The organism is Kineosporia sp. R_H_3 (assembly GCF_002198675.1).
Taxonomy (GTDB): domain Bacteria; phylum Actinomycetota; class Actinomycetes; order Actinomycetales; family Kineosporiaceae; genus R-H-3.
The window spans coordinates 1-13715 of the sequence record NZ_MWLL01000122.1; the positions used below are offsets into that span (position 1 = coordinate 1).

A 13715-nucleotide genomic window follows, 5' to 3' on the forward strand; every position below is an offset into this window, starting at 1 on the left:
CCGGCCCGGTCCGGCCCCGGGCGGCGGGGTACCCGCGCCTGACGCCGCCGGTCGTGCTGCCGGACCCGGCCTCCGGGGACGACGCCGGACAGGTCCCCGGCCCGGTCGCGCCGGGGCCGGTCGCCCGGCTGCTGCGCCGTGTGGACCCGCTCGCCGCGCTGCTCGTCGTCGTGGTCGTCGTCGGCGGCCTCGTGCTGTCGATCGGCACGGTCCGCGCCCTGTCCGGGGACACCCCGCCGCCGCTGCCGTCGGCGAGCACCGGGGCCACTGCGTCCGCGAGCCTGCTCGTCGGGGTCGGCTCCCCGGACGGTCTCGTCGTCGGTGCCGTCCTCGGCCGTGACGGTGCGACCGCCGTGAGCCTGCTGCTGCCCGGGAACGCGCTCGTCGACGACGGCTCCGGCCTGGGTCCGATCTCGCGACCGGCACCCGTCTCGACCTCCACCGCGACCTCGGGAGCGACGACGGCACCGACCACCGCGACCGCGTCGCGCACCGCCTCGGGGGCCGCCCGGCCCACCGCCCCTGCGACCCCCGTCCCGGGGGCGGCGTCGCCCCCGTCGGCGGCGACGGTCGCCGACACCGCGGCCCGCGTCGGGGACGCCCTCGGCGTACGCCTCGACGGGGCCTGGGTGCTGAGCCCGGTCGGCCTCGCCGGGCTCGTCGACGCCGCAGGCGGCGTCCAGGTGGACGTCGACGACTCCGCGGGCGCGGCCGGTGCCGGGCTGCCGCCGGGCCCGGCGCGGCTCAACGGGGCGCAGGCCGTCGCCTACGCGACGACGCTCGCCGCGAACGAGCAGGCCGAGGCCCGGCTCTCCCGGTTCCAGCAGGTGCTCGCAGGCGTCGTCCTCGCCCTGCCCGCAGCCGAGGACCGGCTCGCCGCCGTCGTCACCGGCCTCGCCGCGGAGTCGGCCGGGACCGTCCCCGCGACCACGGTCGCGGACCTGCTGCTCTCGGTCCGGGACGCCGCGGCCGGCGTCCCGCTCGCGGGCACGATCGTCCCGCTGCGGATCGTCACGAGCCCGGACGGCGACTCCCTCGGCCGCGCGCTCGACGGCCCGGCGACGCAGGGGCTCGTCGCCCGGCTGCTGCCCGGCGCGGTGTCGGAGGCGGCGGAGGACGTCGCGGTCCGGGTCGTCGACGGCGTCGGCCGGGACGGGCTCACCTCCGCGGCCGTGAGCCGGCTGCGGGCCGCGAGCCTCGGCGCCGACGTGACGACGGCGCAGGCGACCACGGCGCCGTCCGCGTCGCCCGGCCCGGGCGCGGCCCCGGACGACCCGGTGACCCGGTCGACGGTGACCGTCGCCGGCTCGGACGACGCCGCCCGGCTGCTCGGGGCCCGGGTCGCGGCCGCGCTGCACCTGCCCGCGGACGCCGTCCTCCTCGGCGAGCCGACCGCCGGCGCCGACGTGCTCGTCGTCCTCGGCCCCGACTTCGCGCAGGACGTCGCCCAGCACGGGGTGTGACCGTCCGCGGAACCCGGCGCGGCGCGGGCGTGAGAGGCTTGAGGCCCGGGAACGCCACGCACCGACGGCGCACCGACGACGAACGACGACGAACGACGACGACTGGGAGTACGTGTGACCGCCACCGACCGGGCGACCCTGCTGGCGCAGGCCGCGGCGATCGCTGCCGCAGACAAGCTCGCGACGGACGTCATCGCGCTCGACGTCAGCGACCAGCTCGTCATCACCGACGTGTTCCTCCTCGCCTCGGCGCCCAACGACCGGCAGGTGCGCTCGATCGTCGACGCGATCGAGGAGGCGCTGCTGGCCCACAAGGCCAAGCCGATCCGGCGCGAGGGCGCGAGCGAGGGCCGCTGGGTGCTCCTCGACTTCGGCGACCTCGTCGTCCACGTCCAGCACGCCGACGAGCGCGAGTACTACTCGCTCGAGCGGCTCTGGCGCGACTGCCCGGTCATCGAGCTGCCGCCCGAGGCGCGCGGCCGGGCGTCCTCCGCCGCCGAGTGACCGGCGACGACCGCCGAATGGCCGCCGCCGCATGACCGCCGCCGCATGACCGCGCCGTCGCGCGTCGTCCGTGTGCTGCTGTGGCGGCACGGCCGGACGGCGTACAACCACACGAACCGCTGGCAGGGCCAGCTCGACGCCGACCTCGACGAGGTCGGCCGGGAGCAGGCGGCCCGGGCCGCGGAGGTGCTCGCCAAGCAGGTCGCCGGGGTCCCGGTCCACCTCGTGGCTTCCGACCTGCGGCGGGCCGCCGACACTGCGGCGGCTCTCGCCGCGCTCGTCGGCGTGGAGCCGGTCCTCGACCGGCGGCTGCGCGAGATCGACGCCGGTGCGTGGGAGGGCCTCACCCGCGCGGAGATCGTCGCGGCCGGGATGGGCGACGAGCTCGACGCATGGGCCCGGGGCGAGGACGTCCGGATCGGGCGCACCGGCGAGCGGCGCAGCGAGGTCGGCCTGCGTGGGGCGCAGGCCGTCGCGGAGCACGTCCGGGCCGTGCCCGAGGGCGGCACGCTCGTCGTCGCCGCCCACGGCGGTCTCCTGCGCGGCGCCGTGCTCACCCTGCTCGGGCTGGACCCGGCCGCGTGGCACGTCCTCGGGGGCCTCGGCAACTGCGCCTGGGCCGAGCTGTCCGTGCATGTCGACGCGGCGGCCGGCGGTGCCCCGGTCGACGGGAGCTGGCGCCTGATCCGCTACAACGTGTCATCAACTGATTACTAGACGTTAGAACTACCACCGCATCCACCTAACGTCGGAGATCGGCCGTTTCTCCCACGCCCGCCGTTCACCACTGGGTAACCTCCCCCGTAGTCGAGCCGGACGGGTGGACGGCGCTGTTGCCCTCCGTGTCCGGGCCCTCAATCAAGGGCGTGCTGGGGGGGACTCTGCACGCCCGCCACGGGAGTACACGCAGATGACCTCCGCTCCGTACCGCCACCGGCGCTCCCTCGGGATGCTGGTGGCCGCCGCGGCCGCAGCACTGTCCGTCACCGCAGTCTCGGTCCTCGCCGACCCGGCCGGAGCGGCCGTCCCGACGATGTCGACGACGCCGACCACCTACGCGGGCGCCGCCTTCCCGGCGACCGCGACCTCGCCGTCCGCCGACAAGCCGCAGAGCAAGCTCTGGTTCGTCGACAACACGTGGTGGGGCCTGTTCACGACCACCACGGGCGTCGTCATCCGTGAGCTCCAGACGAACCACACCTGGGCCGACACCGGCGTCCTCGTCGACAGCCGGGTCACGAGCACCGCGGACGCGCTCTGGCAGAACGGCAAGCTCTCGATCGTCAGCCGGACCTCGAGCGGCACGGTGCGGTACTACCGCTACTCCTACGCGGCCGGGACGCGCACGTGGAGCCTCGACGCGGGCTTCCCGGCGAGCATCTCCACGACCGGTGCCCGCACCGCGACGATCGCCATCGACAGCAACGGCATCGTCTGGACGACGTTCGCGAAGACGACGGTCATCTACGTCTCGCACTCCACGACGGCAGCGGCCACCGCGTTCACCGCGCCGGTCGCGCTCCCCGTCCCGGACTCGACGGTCACCTCGGGCGACCTGTCGGGCATCATCGCCTTCGGCGCCAACAAGGTCGGCGTCCTCTGGTCCGACCAGGAGACGGCGGCCCAGCAGCCCGCGATGCGCTTCGCGTACCACGTGGACGGCGACCCTGACACCGCGTGGACCGTCGAGACCGTCTACCAGGGCACCGGCGTGGCGGACAACCACGTCAACCTGAAGACGATCGCCAACGACGCCCAGGGCCGGGTCTTCGCCGTCGTCAAGACGTCGTTCAACGTCACCGGCGGCGGGCCGACCGCCGACATGCTCCGCGTGCTCTCCCGCAGCAACACCGGCGTGTGGTCGATCGCGACGCTCGCCAGCGTCTCGGACGGCGTGACCCGGCCGCAGATCGCCATCGACCAGCAGGGCGGCAGGCTCTACGCCCTCTACACCGGTCCCGAGGCGGGCGGCACGATCTACTACAAGTCCTCGCCGCTCGACGCGATCTCGTTCCCGGCGGGCAAGGGCAGCGTCTTCATGGAGTCCGCGGGCGCCGTCCTCAACAACGTGAGCCTCATGCGCGACATGGTGAGCCCGACGACGGGCCTCGTCGCGATCGCGAGCGACGACACGAACGACCGGTACTACCACGCCGAGCTCTCGCTCCAGGCCGCCGGCGACACCTCGCCGCCGACCGCGGTCACCGCGATCAGCGCGGTGCCGAGCGGCACGACGGTGAACCTCACGTGGAGCGGCGCGACCGACAACGTCGGCATCGACCACTTCAACGTCTACCGGAACAACAGCCTGCTCAAGACGGTCCCCTCGTCGCCGACGTCCGACGCCGGGCTCGCCGACGGCACGTACACGTACGGCATCGCCGCCGTCGACGCGGCCGGCAACGTCGGCCCGGTCGTCAACGCCGGGGCCGTGACGATCAGCGGCTCGGAGCCGCCGGCGGGTACGATCGCCTTCGTGTCGGGGAGCACAGCGTCCGTCGGCCCGGGTACGTCGCTGGTCGTGAACAAGCCGGCCGGGACGGTCCAGGGCCAGGTCATGGTCGCTACGGTGAGCGTGCGGGGCAACCCGACGATCACCGCGCCGGCGGGCTGGACGCAGGCCGTCGTGACGACGAACTCGACGACGATGCGCCAGGCCGTCTTCACCAAGCCGGCAGGTGCCTCCGAGCCGGCGACCTACACGTTCTCGCTCTCGCAGTCGAAGAACGGCGTCGTCCAGGTCGACACCTACAGCGGCGTCAGCACGACGACCCCGGTGCGGTCGGTGGCCGGGCAGCTCAACGCCTCGTCCTCGACGATCTCCGCACCGTCGGTGAGCGCCACCGCGGGCGACCAGGTCCTCGGCCTCTTCAGCCAGGCCCGGTCCTCGACGGTGACCCCGAACACCGGTCTCACCAAGCGGCTCCAGGTCGTGAACTCGACCGGCTCGAGCTTCGTCACCGAGGCCACGGGTGACCGCAAGGCCACCGTGACCGGTCTGACCGGGGTGCTCACGACCTCGGCGAACGGCTCGGCCGCGAGCATCGGCCAGACCCTGGTCCTGCGAGCGGCATGACGCAGACGGCGGACAACGGCACGGGCGGGAGCCCCCGTCGCGGCGAGACGATCGCCTCGACGGGGCCCCTGCCCGGGCCGGCGCGCCCCGCGGACGGGCCGGAGACGGTCGGCCTGCGGCGCGCGGACATCCGTCGGGCCGAGCAGCAGCGGACCACGGACGGTCGGAGCGGGGCCACGGACGGCCCGGACACGGTGAGCCTGCGGCGCGCGGACATCCGTCGCGCCGAGCAGGAGGCGGCGAAGAAGGGCGGCACCACCGCGCCCGGCACGTCGGAGATCGACCTCGGCACCGCCGGCGGGGCGGGTTCCGCGGGCGGCGGCAAGCGCCCGTCCGAGAGCCCGTTCGGCCGGTGGCGGCGGCTGCCGCTGAAGGCGGTGCTCGTCGGCGTCGTCGTCGCGGCCGTCGCGGTGCCGACGCTCCTCAAGGTCACGGGCACCGACTCGGTCGTCCTCGGCCTGCGCGACGACGACCGGCCGCGCGACAGCCGGAGCGACGACGCGGACCCGACCGACCCGTCCGTCATCGGCGACCCGGCCACCGGGTCGGCGACCGGCCCGGCCCCGGTCATCGGCGGGGCCGTGGCCACCACCGGGCCGGACGGCCGCACGACTACCCGGAGCGCGCCGCCGCGCGGCGGCCCCGCGGCGGGGCCCGACGGCCCCGGCAAGGGCAGCGTCCCGGTCGTCCCGGGTGCGTCGTTCTACGTGTCGCCCAACGGGTCCGACTCCGGGTCCGGTGCGGCGAACGCACCGTTCGGCACCATCCGCAAGGCGTTCGAGACCCTGCGCCCCGGCGACACCCTCGTCATCGGCGACGGCGTCTACACCGAGAAGCTCGACGACGTGAAGAACGCCCGCGGGACGGCGAACGCGCCGATCACGGTGAAGGCCGCCCCCGGCGCCCGCCCCGTGGTCGAGGGCCTGCTGTGGTTCCACGACGCCGACTACTGGCACGTCTCGGGCCTCAACGTCCGGTGGGACGACTCGGACGGCAAGGGCCCGCACATGATGAAGTTCGCGGGCGGCACCGGCTGGAGCTACACGGACGCCGAGATCTCCGGTGCGCGGGCGTACGCGGCGATCCTGCTGTCCGACAACACGAGCGCGTTCCGGCTGGCGAACCTCTACGTCCACGACACCGCGGACACCCACGGCACGAACCAGGACCACCTGATCTACGCCAACGCCGACACCTCCGGCGGGGTCATCGAGCGGTGCATCCTCGCGGACAGCCCGAACGGCCGCGCCATCAAGATCGGCGTCCCGGACGGCTCCTCCGACGTCACCGGGAACCTGACCATCCGCTACAACACGATGTACAACAACCTGGGCCCGAGCAACGTCCAGCTGTCGTACAACGCCCGCAACGTGAAGATCTACCGCAACATCATGGTGAAGCCGAGCTCCGGGACGGAGAACGTCACAGGCTTCAACCTCGAGGGCAGCGGCAACGTCGTGTACGACAACCTCGTCTACCAGTCGGCGGGCGCCGCCCAGAAGACCGACGGGCTCAAGGACGGCGGCGGCAACGTCGTGGCGAACCCCGGCTTCGTCAACGCGTCCGGCGGCAACTTCCGGACGAACGCCGCGAAGGCGAAGGCCTACGGCCGCTACGGCGGCTGACCCGAGCCGTCGTCGAGCAGCGGTGCGCACGGTGGCCCGCATGCCCAGGACGCAGGCCAGGACAGTGCCCAGGACAACAGTGCGAACTTCCCGATTCAGCGACGGGGCCACGCCCCGCGCGGCAAGGATTGACCAGTGAGCGAGCAGACCACGTCGACGCAAGCGCCCGCCCCCTCGACCCCGGCCGCAGGCCCCCGGGTCGTCGTCGTCGCCCAGGCGGCTCCGGCCCAGGGCGGGATCGCGAGCTTCGCCGAGAACATCGTCGCCGACCCGACGCTCAACGGCGTCGCCCGGATGACGATGCTCAACACGACGCGCCAGGCCGTCCGGACCGCGGGCACGCTGAACCTCGGCAACCTGCGCAACGTCGTCGCCGACGCCTGGCGGGTCTTCCGCGCCGCGCGGTCCGCGGACGTCGTCCACGTCCAGTCCGCGCCGGGCCGGCTCTTCCCGCTCGCCCGGATGGTCGCGCTCTGCGTCGCCGGCCGGCTCGGCGGCGCGGGCGTGCTGTGCCACGTGCACTCGGGCCGGGTCAACGGCGGCAACGCCGACGGGTTCGCGCCGTCCCGGGCGTACCTGTTCGTGCTGCGCCGGCTGCCGCGCTCCGTGCGCATCCTCACCGTCTCGAACGCCGGCACCCGGGTGCTGTCGAAGCTCCTGCCGAAGCACCACGTCGAGACCGTCGACAACGCGGTCGACGTCTCGCGCTTCACCCTCGCCGACCCCAAGAGCGAGCCGGTCGTGCTCATGTTCCTCGGCACGATCTCGGCCCGGAAGGGCCTGTACGACCTCGCGGACGCCGCCGTGCTCCTCAAGGAGCGCACCGACCTGCCGCCGTGGGAGCTGCGGGTCGTCGGCGGTGCCGCCGAGGTCGGCGAGGAGGAGGCCGAGGCGATCCGCTCGACGTGGCGGGAGAAGGGCCTCGGGGACTGCCTCGTCGGCCCGCTCGCCGGTCAGGCCGTCGTCGACGCCCTCGCCGGGGCGAGCGTCTTCGTCCTCCCGTCGCACTGGGAGGGCCAGCCGATGGTCATCCTCGAGGCGATGTCGGCGGGGTTGCCGATCCTCTCGACGACCGTGGGTGCCAACGTCGACGTCGTCGGCCCGGACGAGGGCGTCCTCGTGCCGCCGCACGACGTCCCCGCGCTCGTCGACGCGCTCGCCGACCTCGTCGCGGACGCCGACACCCGGGTCCGGCTCGGGCAGGGCGCCCGGCAGCGGGCGGAGAAGGCGCACGACATGCCCGTCCTCGCCGGGCGGCTCGCGGCGCTGTACGAGCAGGCCGCCCGCCGGTGAGGCTGCTCGTCGTCGCCGAGGACGCGCCTGACCGGTCGGCGACGACGGGCAACGGCTCGACCATGATCACGGCGCACCTCGTGCCGCTGCTCGCCAAGGACGCCGAGGTCGACCTCGCGTACTTCGACGACGGGCGCCGGGTCGTGCCCGACGACGTCCGTGGCGCCTGCCGCCGCGTCGTCGCCCTGCCGGTCCGCCCGTCCCGCCAGGCCCTCGTCGCGACCCCGTTCACCCGGCTGCCCCGGGCGACCTGGCGGCGCGCGTCGGGTGCGGCCGTCGCGGCCGTCGCCGGGCTCGCCGCCGAGGCGGACGCGGTCTGGGTGCACGGCCTGCACGCGTTCGCCGCCACCTGCGCCGCCGTCGAGCCGCTCGCGACGCCGCCCGCCGTCCTCGCCCACGAGGTGGACCCGTGGGCCGACCACTGGCGGCAGCGGGCGAGCGGCCGCACGGGCGCCGCCCGCCGCTACGACCTGCTCCAGGCCGCCCGCGCGCAGGCCCTCGAGGAGCGCACGTCACGGCTGGCGCGCGCCTACGCCGTCGTCGCCCCGGCGGACGCGGAGCGGCTCGGCGCCCGGCTCGGGCGGCCCGTCCTCGCGCTGCCCAACGGCGTCGGGGACCGTGACCCGGCGGCCGAGGCGTCCGCGGCGGCCGCGGGGGAGCGGCTCGCCCCCGGCCCGACCGTCGGGTTCCTCGGGTCGCTGGACTACCCGCCGAACGTCGACGCCGTCCAGCGGCTCGTCGGCACCGTCCTGCCGCGGGTCGCGTCCCGGGTGCCGGACGTCGGCCTGCACGTCGCGGGCCGCCGCGCCGGGGCCGAGGTGACGGCGCTCGCCGGGGGCGCGGTCACGCTGCACGGCACGGTCGCCGCACCCGCGGCCTTCTACAGCGCCGTCGACGTCATGGCGTTCCCCGGCGACCTCGGCACCGGCACGAAGAACACCGTCAACGAGGCGCTGCTCGCCGGGGCCGCCGTCGTCGCGTCCCGGCACGCGGCCCGCGGGCTCGCCGACGAGGGCCAGCTCGTGCTCGCCGGCTCCGACGACGAGGTCGCCGACGAGGTGGCCGCGCTGCTGCTCGACCCGGTGCGTCGCGAAGAGCTCCGGGCCCGGGCCCGTGCCTGGTCCGCGGCCCGGCTGCCGTCCTGGGACGACGCCGCCGCGGCGCTGCTCGCCGCGCTGGTCTGACCGACCGCCGGTCCGACCGGGCGCAGCCCGACCGACGCGCGCGGGTCAGCCGGCCGCGGCGCCGGGGAGCGTCGTCCGCCAGTGCCGCAGGACCGCCGCCACGTTCTCCTCGGCCCAGCGCGGGTCCCGGGCGAGGCCGGGCGACCGGGCGAGGGCGCTCGTGACGACGTGCGCCCACCAGGCGAGGACGACGACGTCCCGGTCGGCGTCGGAAAGCCGCAGCCCGGAGCGTTCCCAGGCCCGCCCGAGGGCGTCCGCCGTCGGGCCCTGCGCCCAAGGGCGTGCCAGCAGCTCCGCGCCGAGGCTGCGCCGGTGCCGCATCCGGTCCGCGGTCGCGACGGCGTGCAGCACGTCCGCACCGGGCACGGCCGCCGGCCGGGCGCCGTCCCAGTCCACGACGCCGGAGAGCCGCCCGTCGAGCACGAGCAGGTTCCCGGTCCACAGGTCGCCGTGCGTCGTGACGGCGGGGAGCCGGACGGCGTGCCGCCCGATCGCCTCCTCGACGGCCAGGCAGTCGTCGGCGAGCGCGGGGAGCAGCCCGCGGGCGGTGTCGGCGAGCGCGGGGACGAGCGCCGAGCCCGGCCAGGGCGGCAGCGTCGCGCAGAAGTCGGCCACGTCGTCGAGGAGCGCGTCGTCGAGCCCGGTCGCCGCCGCGCCCGGCAGCCGCGACTCCAGCGACCATGCGAGCCCGTGGACGACGCCCTCGCCGAGGGCCTCGGGCACGCGGGTGACGTCTGCGGCGGCCAGCGCGCGCAGCGTGCGGGCGGTCGGCCGCGGGTCGGCGGCGGAGTCCGCCGCGGCCACCCGGAGCACCGCGGGCCGGCCGGCGGCCGTGCCGAGCAGGAGCACCGTGCCGCCGGAGCCGACCCGCAGCCCGCGGGAGAGCAGCGTCGTCGGGCCGCCGGCCGGGACGTCGAACCCGGCAGCACCCAGGACGGCGTCGAGCGGCCGGGCCGACGGGTCCCGGGTCGCGACGACGGCACCGCCGGCGAGCCAGCGCCGGCCGCGGGCGGACGCTCCGGCCCGGGTCACCGGGGGAGCGGTCCGGACGGCGACGCGGCGGCCGAGCCCGGTGGTGCGGGCGCGGAGCAGGGCGACCTCACGGCGCCCGGCGTGCCGCAGCAGGGCGGCCGGGCCACGACCCGCGGCGATGTCGGTGTCCCACACGACCTCGCCGCCGATGAGGCGCAGCAGCAGGCCGTGGGCGTCCCCGGCGTGCGGGCCGCTCACGCGGGGGAGCGCGGCCGGAGCCCGGGGGCCTGCTCGCGGGGCTCGAGCGCCTTGTTGCGGCGGGCCAGCGACCCCCGTGGCGTACGGGCCGGGGCGCCGCCGCTGCCGAGGCCGGCCGGGGTCGCGTCGTCCTGCGGCAGCTCGACGACCGTCGCCTTCGGCGCGGCGGCGAGCCGCTTGCGCTCGGACGCCGCGATCGCCCGCCGCCAGCGGTCCGGCGGCAGGGCAGCGACCGCGCAGAGTGCGACGAGCAGCCAGAAGTACCGCTGGTAGGACAGGTGCAGGAAGATCCCGGTGACCATGTACGTGGCGAGCGAGATGATGAGGCCGCTCGCGAGGACGCCACGGCGGCGTGCCTCGTTCGACGCGCGGTCGTTGGCGTCCGCCGGGACGTCGAGCCCGAGCCGGCGCGTCCGTCGCAGGCCCGCCAGCGTCACCGCGAGGATCGCGAGGAAGGCGGCGATGCCGGGGAAGCCGAGCTCGGACGCGATGCCGAGGTAGAGGTTGTGCGACTCGCGGTCCTCCAGGCGCGGCCGGCCGCCGACGCGCTGGGCGTAGTAGACGTACTTCGCGGGGAAGGCACCGGGGCCGACGCCCGTGACGAAGTTCTCCTTGAACGCGAGCAGGGCCGCGAGGTTCTCGGTCGCCCGGCCGCGGATCGAGTTGTCGGCGGACTCGGTGCCCTGGGCCTGTCCGCCGGTGACGACCTTGGCGAGCGAGACGACGCGGTCGAGGTACGTCGGGGACGCCGAGAGGGCCACGGCACCGATGAGCACGACGATGCCGAGCGCCTTGACGGAGATCATCCGCATGAAGACGGCGAGCAGGAACGCCGCGACGATGCCGACGACGACGCCGCGGGAGTACGTGAGGGCCATCCCCGTGACGTGCAGGCCGATGCAGGCGATGAGCAGCCATCGCTGCCGGCGCCCGGCGTCCTTCATGAGGGCGAGCGCGAGCGGCACGAGGACGACGAGGATCTGTGCGTAGCGGTTCTTCTCGCCGACCGGGCCGGCGAGCCGGGGCAGGCCGACGTTGCCGTGGGTGTTCGTGAAGGCGACGCCGCCGGACTCGGCCGAGGTCTCGATGACCGAGTTGGAGACCTTCGCGAAGCCCAGGTAGTCGTTGTCGAACGTGCCGGTGACCTGCTGGATGCCCGAGAGCAGGCCGAGGAACGCACCTGCGAGGACGATGGCCCAGAGCACCCGGCGGAGCATCCGCGTCGTCGTCACGGTCGAGGTGACGAGCACGAAGAGGGCCAGCCCCTCGAACGCGAAGCCGGAGACCTCGCCGAGGGCCGCGGTGAGGTCGTCCGCGGCGAGGGCGCTCGTGAGCATCGCGAGCCCGTAGAGCATGACGAACGGGAAGATGTACGTGAGGCGCAGCGTGTCCCGCCGCACGACGAGCCGGTGCACGAGCGGGATGAGCAGCGCGATGGGGACCAGCGCGGCCGCGACCGGGCCGCCGCCGTGAGCCTGGAGCACGGCGGGCAGGTTGATGTAGAGCAGCCCGATGACGCCGACGGTGACGACGCCCGGCCGCCACGAGACGACGGCGCCGATCGGGACGAGCGCGAGGGCGAGCATGCCGACGAGCGGTTCGATGCTCGCGGCGAGACCCACCGCGACCGCGCTGGAGAGCAGCACGATGGCGAGGAACGGGATCTGCGGGCGGGCCGTCGTCCGGCTCTTGTCCCGCCAGGTCGTGGCCCGGTCGATCTCCCACTCGGACGGGAACGCCGACGACGAGGGGGCGCCGGGTCTGGCGTCGACGCTCATGCCGGCCTGCCGATCCCGCCGGCCGGCGTGGGCGGCGCGACCTGGGACCGGGCGGTCTGCCAGCGGTCGATCCGGCGGCCGGACAGCACGTTCCAGACCGCGCGCGCGGACGCCACGTTGACCATGACGAAGAACGCGGGGATCGCCAGCGGGCCGCTGCGCAGGCCGCGGGCCCGCAGCGCGAGGCCGAGGCCGCCCGCGGCGTACCCGAGCACCTGGAGCGCGGTGAAGGCCTGCCACAGCGGCTCGGGCCGCAGCGCGCTGCCCACGAGGACGCCGAGCAGCGGGAGCACCATGAGCCGCCGGGCGACCTTGTGCGAGAAGAGCTGGACGGCGTAGAAGCCGTACCGGAACGGGTTGAGCAGGCCGCGGCGCAGGTAGACCCCGCGCAGGCCGCGCGTCATGATCCGCACCTTGCGGTTGTACTCGGCACGGTCGGACGACGCGGGCGGCTCGTACGCGATCGCCGCGGGGGCGAAGACGAGCCGGCGGTGCGCCTCGACGACGGCCGTCGACGTCCAGAAGTCGTCGGTGACGCCGTCGACGACCGGCTGCACGAGGTCGTGCCGGATCGCGTAGAGCGAGCCGGTCGCGCTCGTCACGCTGCCGTAGCTGCTCTGCGACTGCTTGAGCAGCCGGTCCATCGACCAGTAGGAGCGCTCGCCCGTCGACTCGACGGCCGTGCCGCTCTCGGGCAGGTACCGCTGGTCGCCGGCGACGCCGCCGACGGCCGCGTCAGCGAACGGCGCCACGAGGGCGCGCAGCGCACCCGGCGCCAGCATGCTGTTGGCGTCGGAGAGCACGAGGATCTCGGCGTCGGTCGAGTCGATCGCGGCGTTGAGCGCCGCGGCCTTGCCGCCCCGGGGGCGGCTGAGGAGCCGGACGCCGCCGGGCTCGAAGCTGCGGACGACGTCCTCGGTGCCGTCGGTGCAGCCGTCGGCGGCGACGACGACGTCGAGCCGGTCGGCCGGGTAGTCCTGCTCGAGGACGTTGGCGAGCTTGGCGCCGATGTCCTTCTCCTCGTTGTACGCCGCGATGACGACGCACACCGACGGGGTGACGTCACCGGCGCGCACCGGCCGGGGCCGCACCGCGCCGAGCAGGGCGGTGACGAGGGGGAAGAGCACGTAGGTCCACACCACCGCCGCCACGGAGGCGACGAGGAGCACGGTGCTCACCGCTGTCGGCCCGGCGTCCCGCTCTGCGGGCGGCCGTTGGCGCCGCCGCGGTCGGTGCCGACGACGGGCGGCGGGACGAACGAGGTGCCGTACCAGGGCGTGCCGTCCGGGCGCAGGTCGACCTCTGCGACCTCGTCGTCCGGGTGCTGCCCGTGCGGCGCCGCACCGTTGGGGTGCTGCGGCCCGGCCCCGTTGCCGCCGTTGCGGGCGGGCGCCGTGGGCGGGTGCGTGACGGACAGCCAGCTCGGCCCAGCCGCCGGGGACGCCGCGGGCGAGGCCGCGGGCGTCGACGCGGGCGAGCCGCCGCCGGGCCGCTGCCCGGCCTGCGGAGCACCGGGCGGCGGTGCGTCGATGACGTTCATCATCGGCACGAACGGCTGCCGC

The 13715-nt window shown here is 75.4% G+C and carries 10 protein-coding genes and 1 pseudogene; 7 read left to right on the forward strand and 4 right to left on the reverse strand.

Annotated elements, in window-relative coordinates; genetic code table 11:
• The 7 genes from ECOMGDLI_RS12165 to ECOMGDLI_RS12195 all read left to right on the forward strand — a co-directional run.
• Positions 1-1463, forward strand: a 1463-nt coding sequence (locus ECOMGDLI_RS12165) for an LCP family protein (RefSeq protein WP_143447673.1), incomplete at its 5' end; no start/stop codon positions are given.
• Positions 1464-1577: 114 nt separating this feature from the next.
• A complete protein-coding gene (rsfS, locus tag ECOMGDLI_RS12170) occupies positions 1578-1967 on the forward strand; it encodes a ribosome silencing factor (RefSeq protein ID WP_088284816.1) in 390 nt (129 codons plus the stop codon).
• A gap of 45 nt (positions 1968-2012) precedes the next feature.
• On the forward strand, positions 2013-2684 hold the full coding sequence (locus tag ECOMGDLI_RS12175) for a histidine phosphatase family protein (RefSeq protein ID WP_088317103.1): 672 nt from the start codon (positions 2013-2015) through the stop codon (positions 2682-2684).
• A gap of 193 nt (positions 2685-2877) precedes the next feature.
• On the forward strand, positions 2878-5043 hold the full coding sequence (locus tag ECOMGDLI_RS12180; RefSeq protein WP_143447674.1) for a hypothetical protein: 2166 nt from the start codon (positions 2878-2880) through the stop codon (positions 5041-5043).
• Positions 5040-6668, forward strand: a complete 1629-nt coding sequence (locus tag ECOMGDLI_RS12185) for a hypothetical protein (protein ID WP_088317105.1) — start codon at positions 5040-5042, stop codon at positions 6666-6668. The genes ECOMGDLI_RS12180 and ECOMGDLI_RS12185 overlap by 4 nt, the downstream gene beginning before the upstream one ends.
• A 135-nt stretch (positions 6669-6803) precedes the next feature.
• A complete protein-coding gene (locus ECOMGDLI_RS12190) occupies positions 6804-7961 on the forward strand; it encodes a glycosyltransferase family 4 protein (RefSeq protein ID WP_088317106.1) in 1158 nt (385 codons plus the stop codon).
• The gene (locus ECOMGDLI_RS12195) at positions 7958-9145 is read left to right on the forward strand and encodes a glycosyltransferase (RefSeq protein WP_088317107.1); all 1188 of its coding nucleotides are present in this window, start codon (positions 7958-7960) and stop codon (positions 9143-9145) included. Before ECOMGDLI_RS12190 ends, ECOMGDLI_RS12195 begins: the two co-directional genes overlap by 4 nt.
• Positions 9146-9190: 45 nt before the next feature.
• Here the strand turns inward: ECOMGDLI_RS12195 and ECOMGDLI_RS12200 are convergent, their stop codons facing one another.
• The 4 genes and pseudogenes from ECOMGDLI_RS12200 to ECOMGDLI_RS34600 all read right to left on the reverse strand — a co-directional run.
• Positions 9191-10375 (reverse strand): phosphotransferase, encoded by a 1185-nt coding sequence (locus tag ECOMGDLI_RS12200; protein WP_088317108.1) that lies wholly within the window; start codon positions 10373-10375, stop codon positions 9191-9193.
• Positions 10372-12153, reverse strand: coding sequence for an O-antigen ligase (locus ECOMGDLI_RS12205; protein WP_088317109.1), 1782 nt, complete (start codon positions 12151-12153; stop codon positions 10372-10374). Before ECOMGDLI_RS12205 ends, ECOMGDLI_RS12200 begins: the two co-directional genes overlap by 4 nt.
• Positions 12150-13331 (reverse strand): glycosyltransferase family 2 protein, encoded by a 1182-nt coding sequence (locus ECOMGDLI_RS12210; RefSeq protein ID WP_158220986.1) that lies wholly within the window; start codon positions 13329-13331, stop codon positions 12150-12152. The genes ECOMGDLI_RS12205 and ECOMGDLI_RS12210 overlap by 4 nt, the downstream gene beginning before the upstream one ends.
• Positions 13328-13715: pseudogene (locus tag ECOMGDLI_RS34600) on the reverse strand (hypothetical protein); the annotation flags it as partial. The gene ECOMGDLI_RS12210 and the pseudogene ECOMGDLI_RS34600, both read right to left, overlap by 4 nt.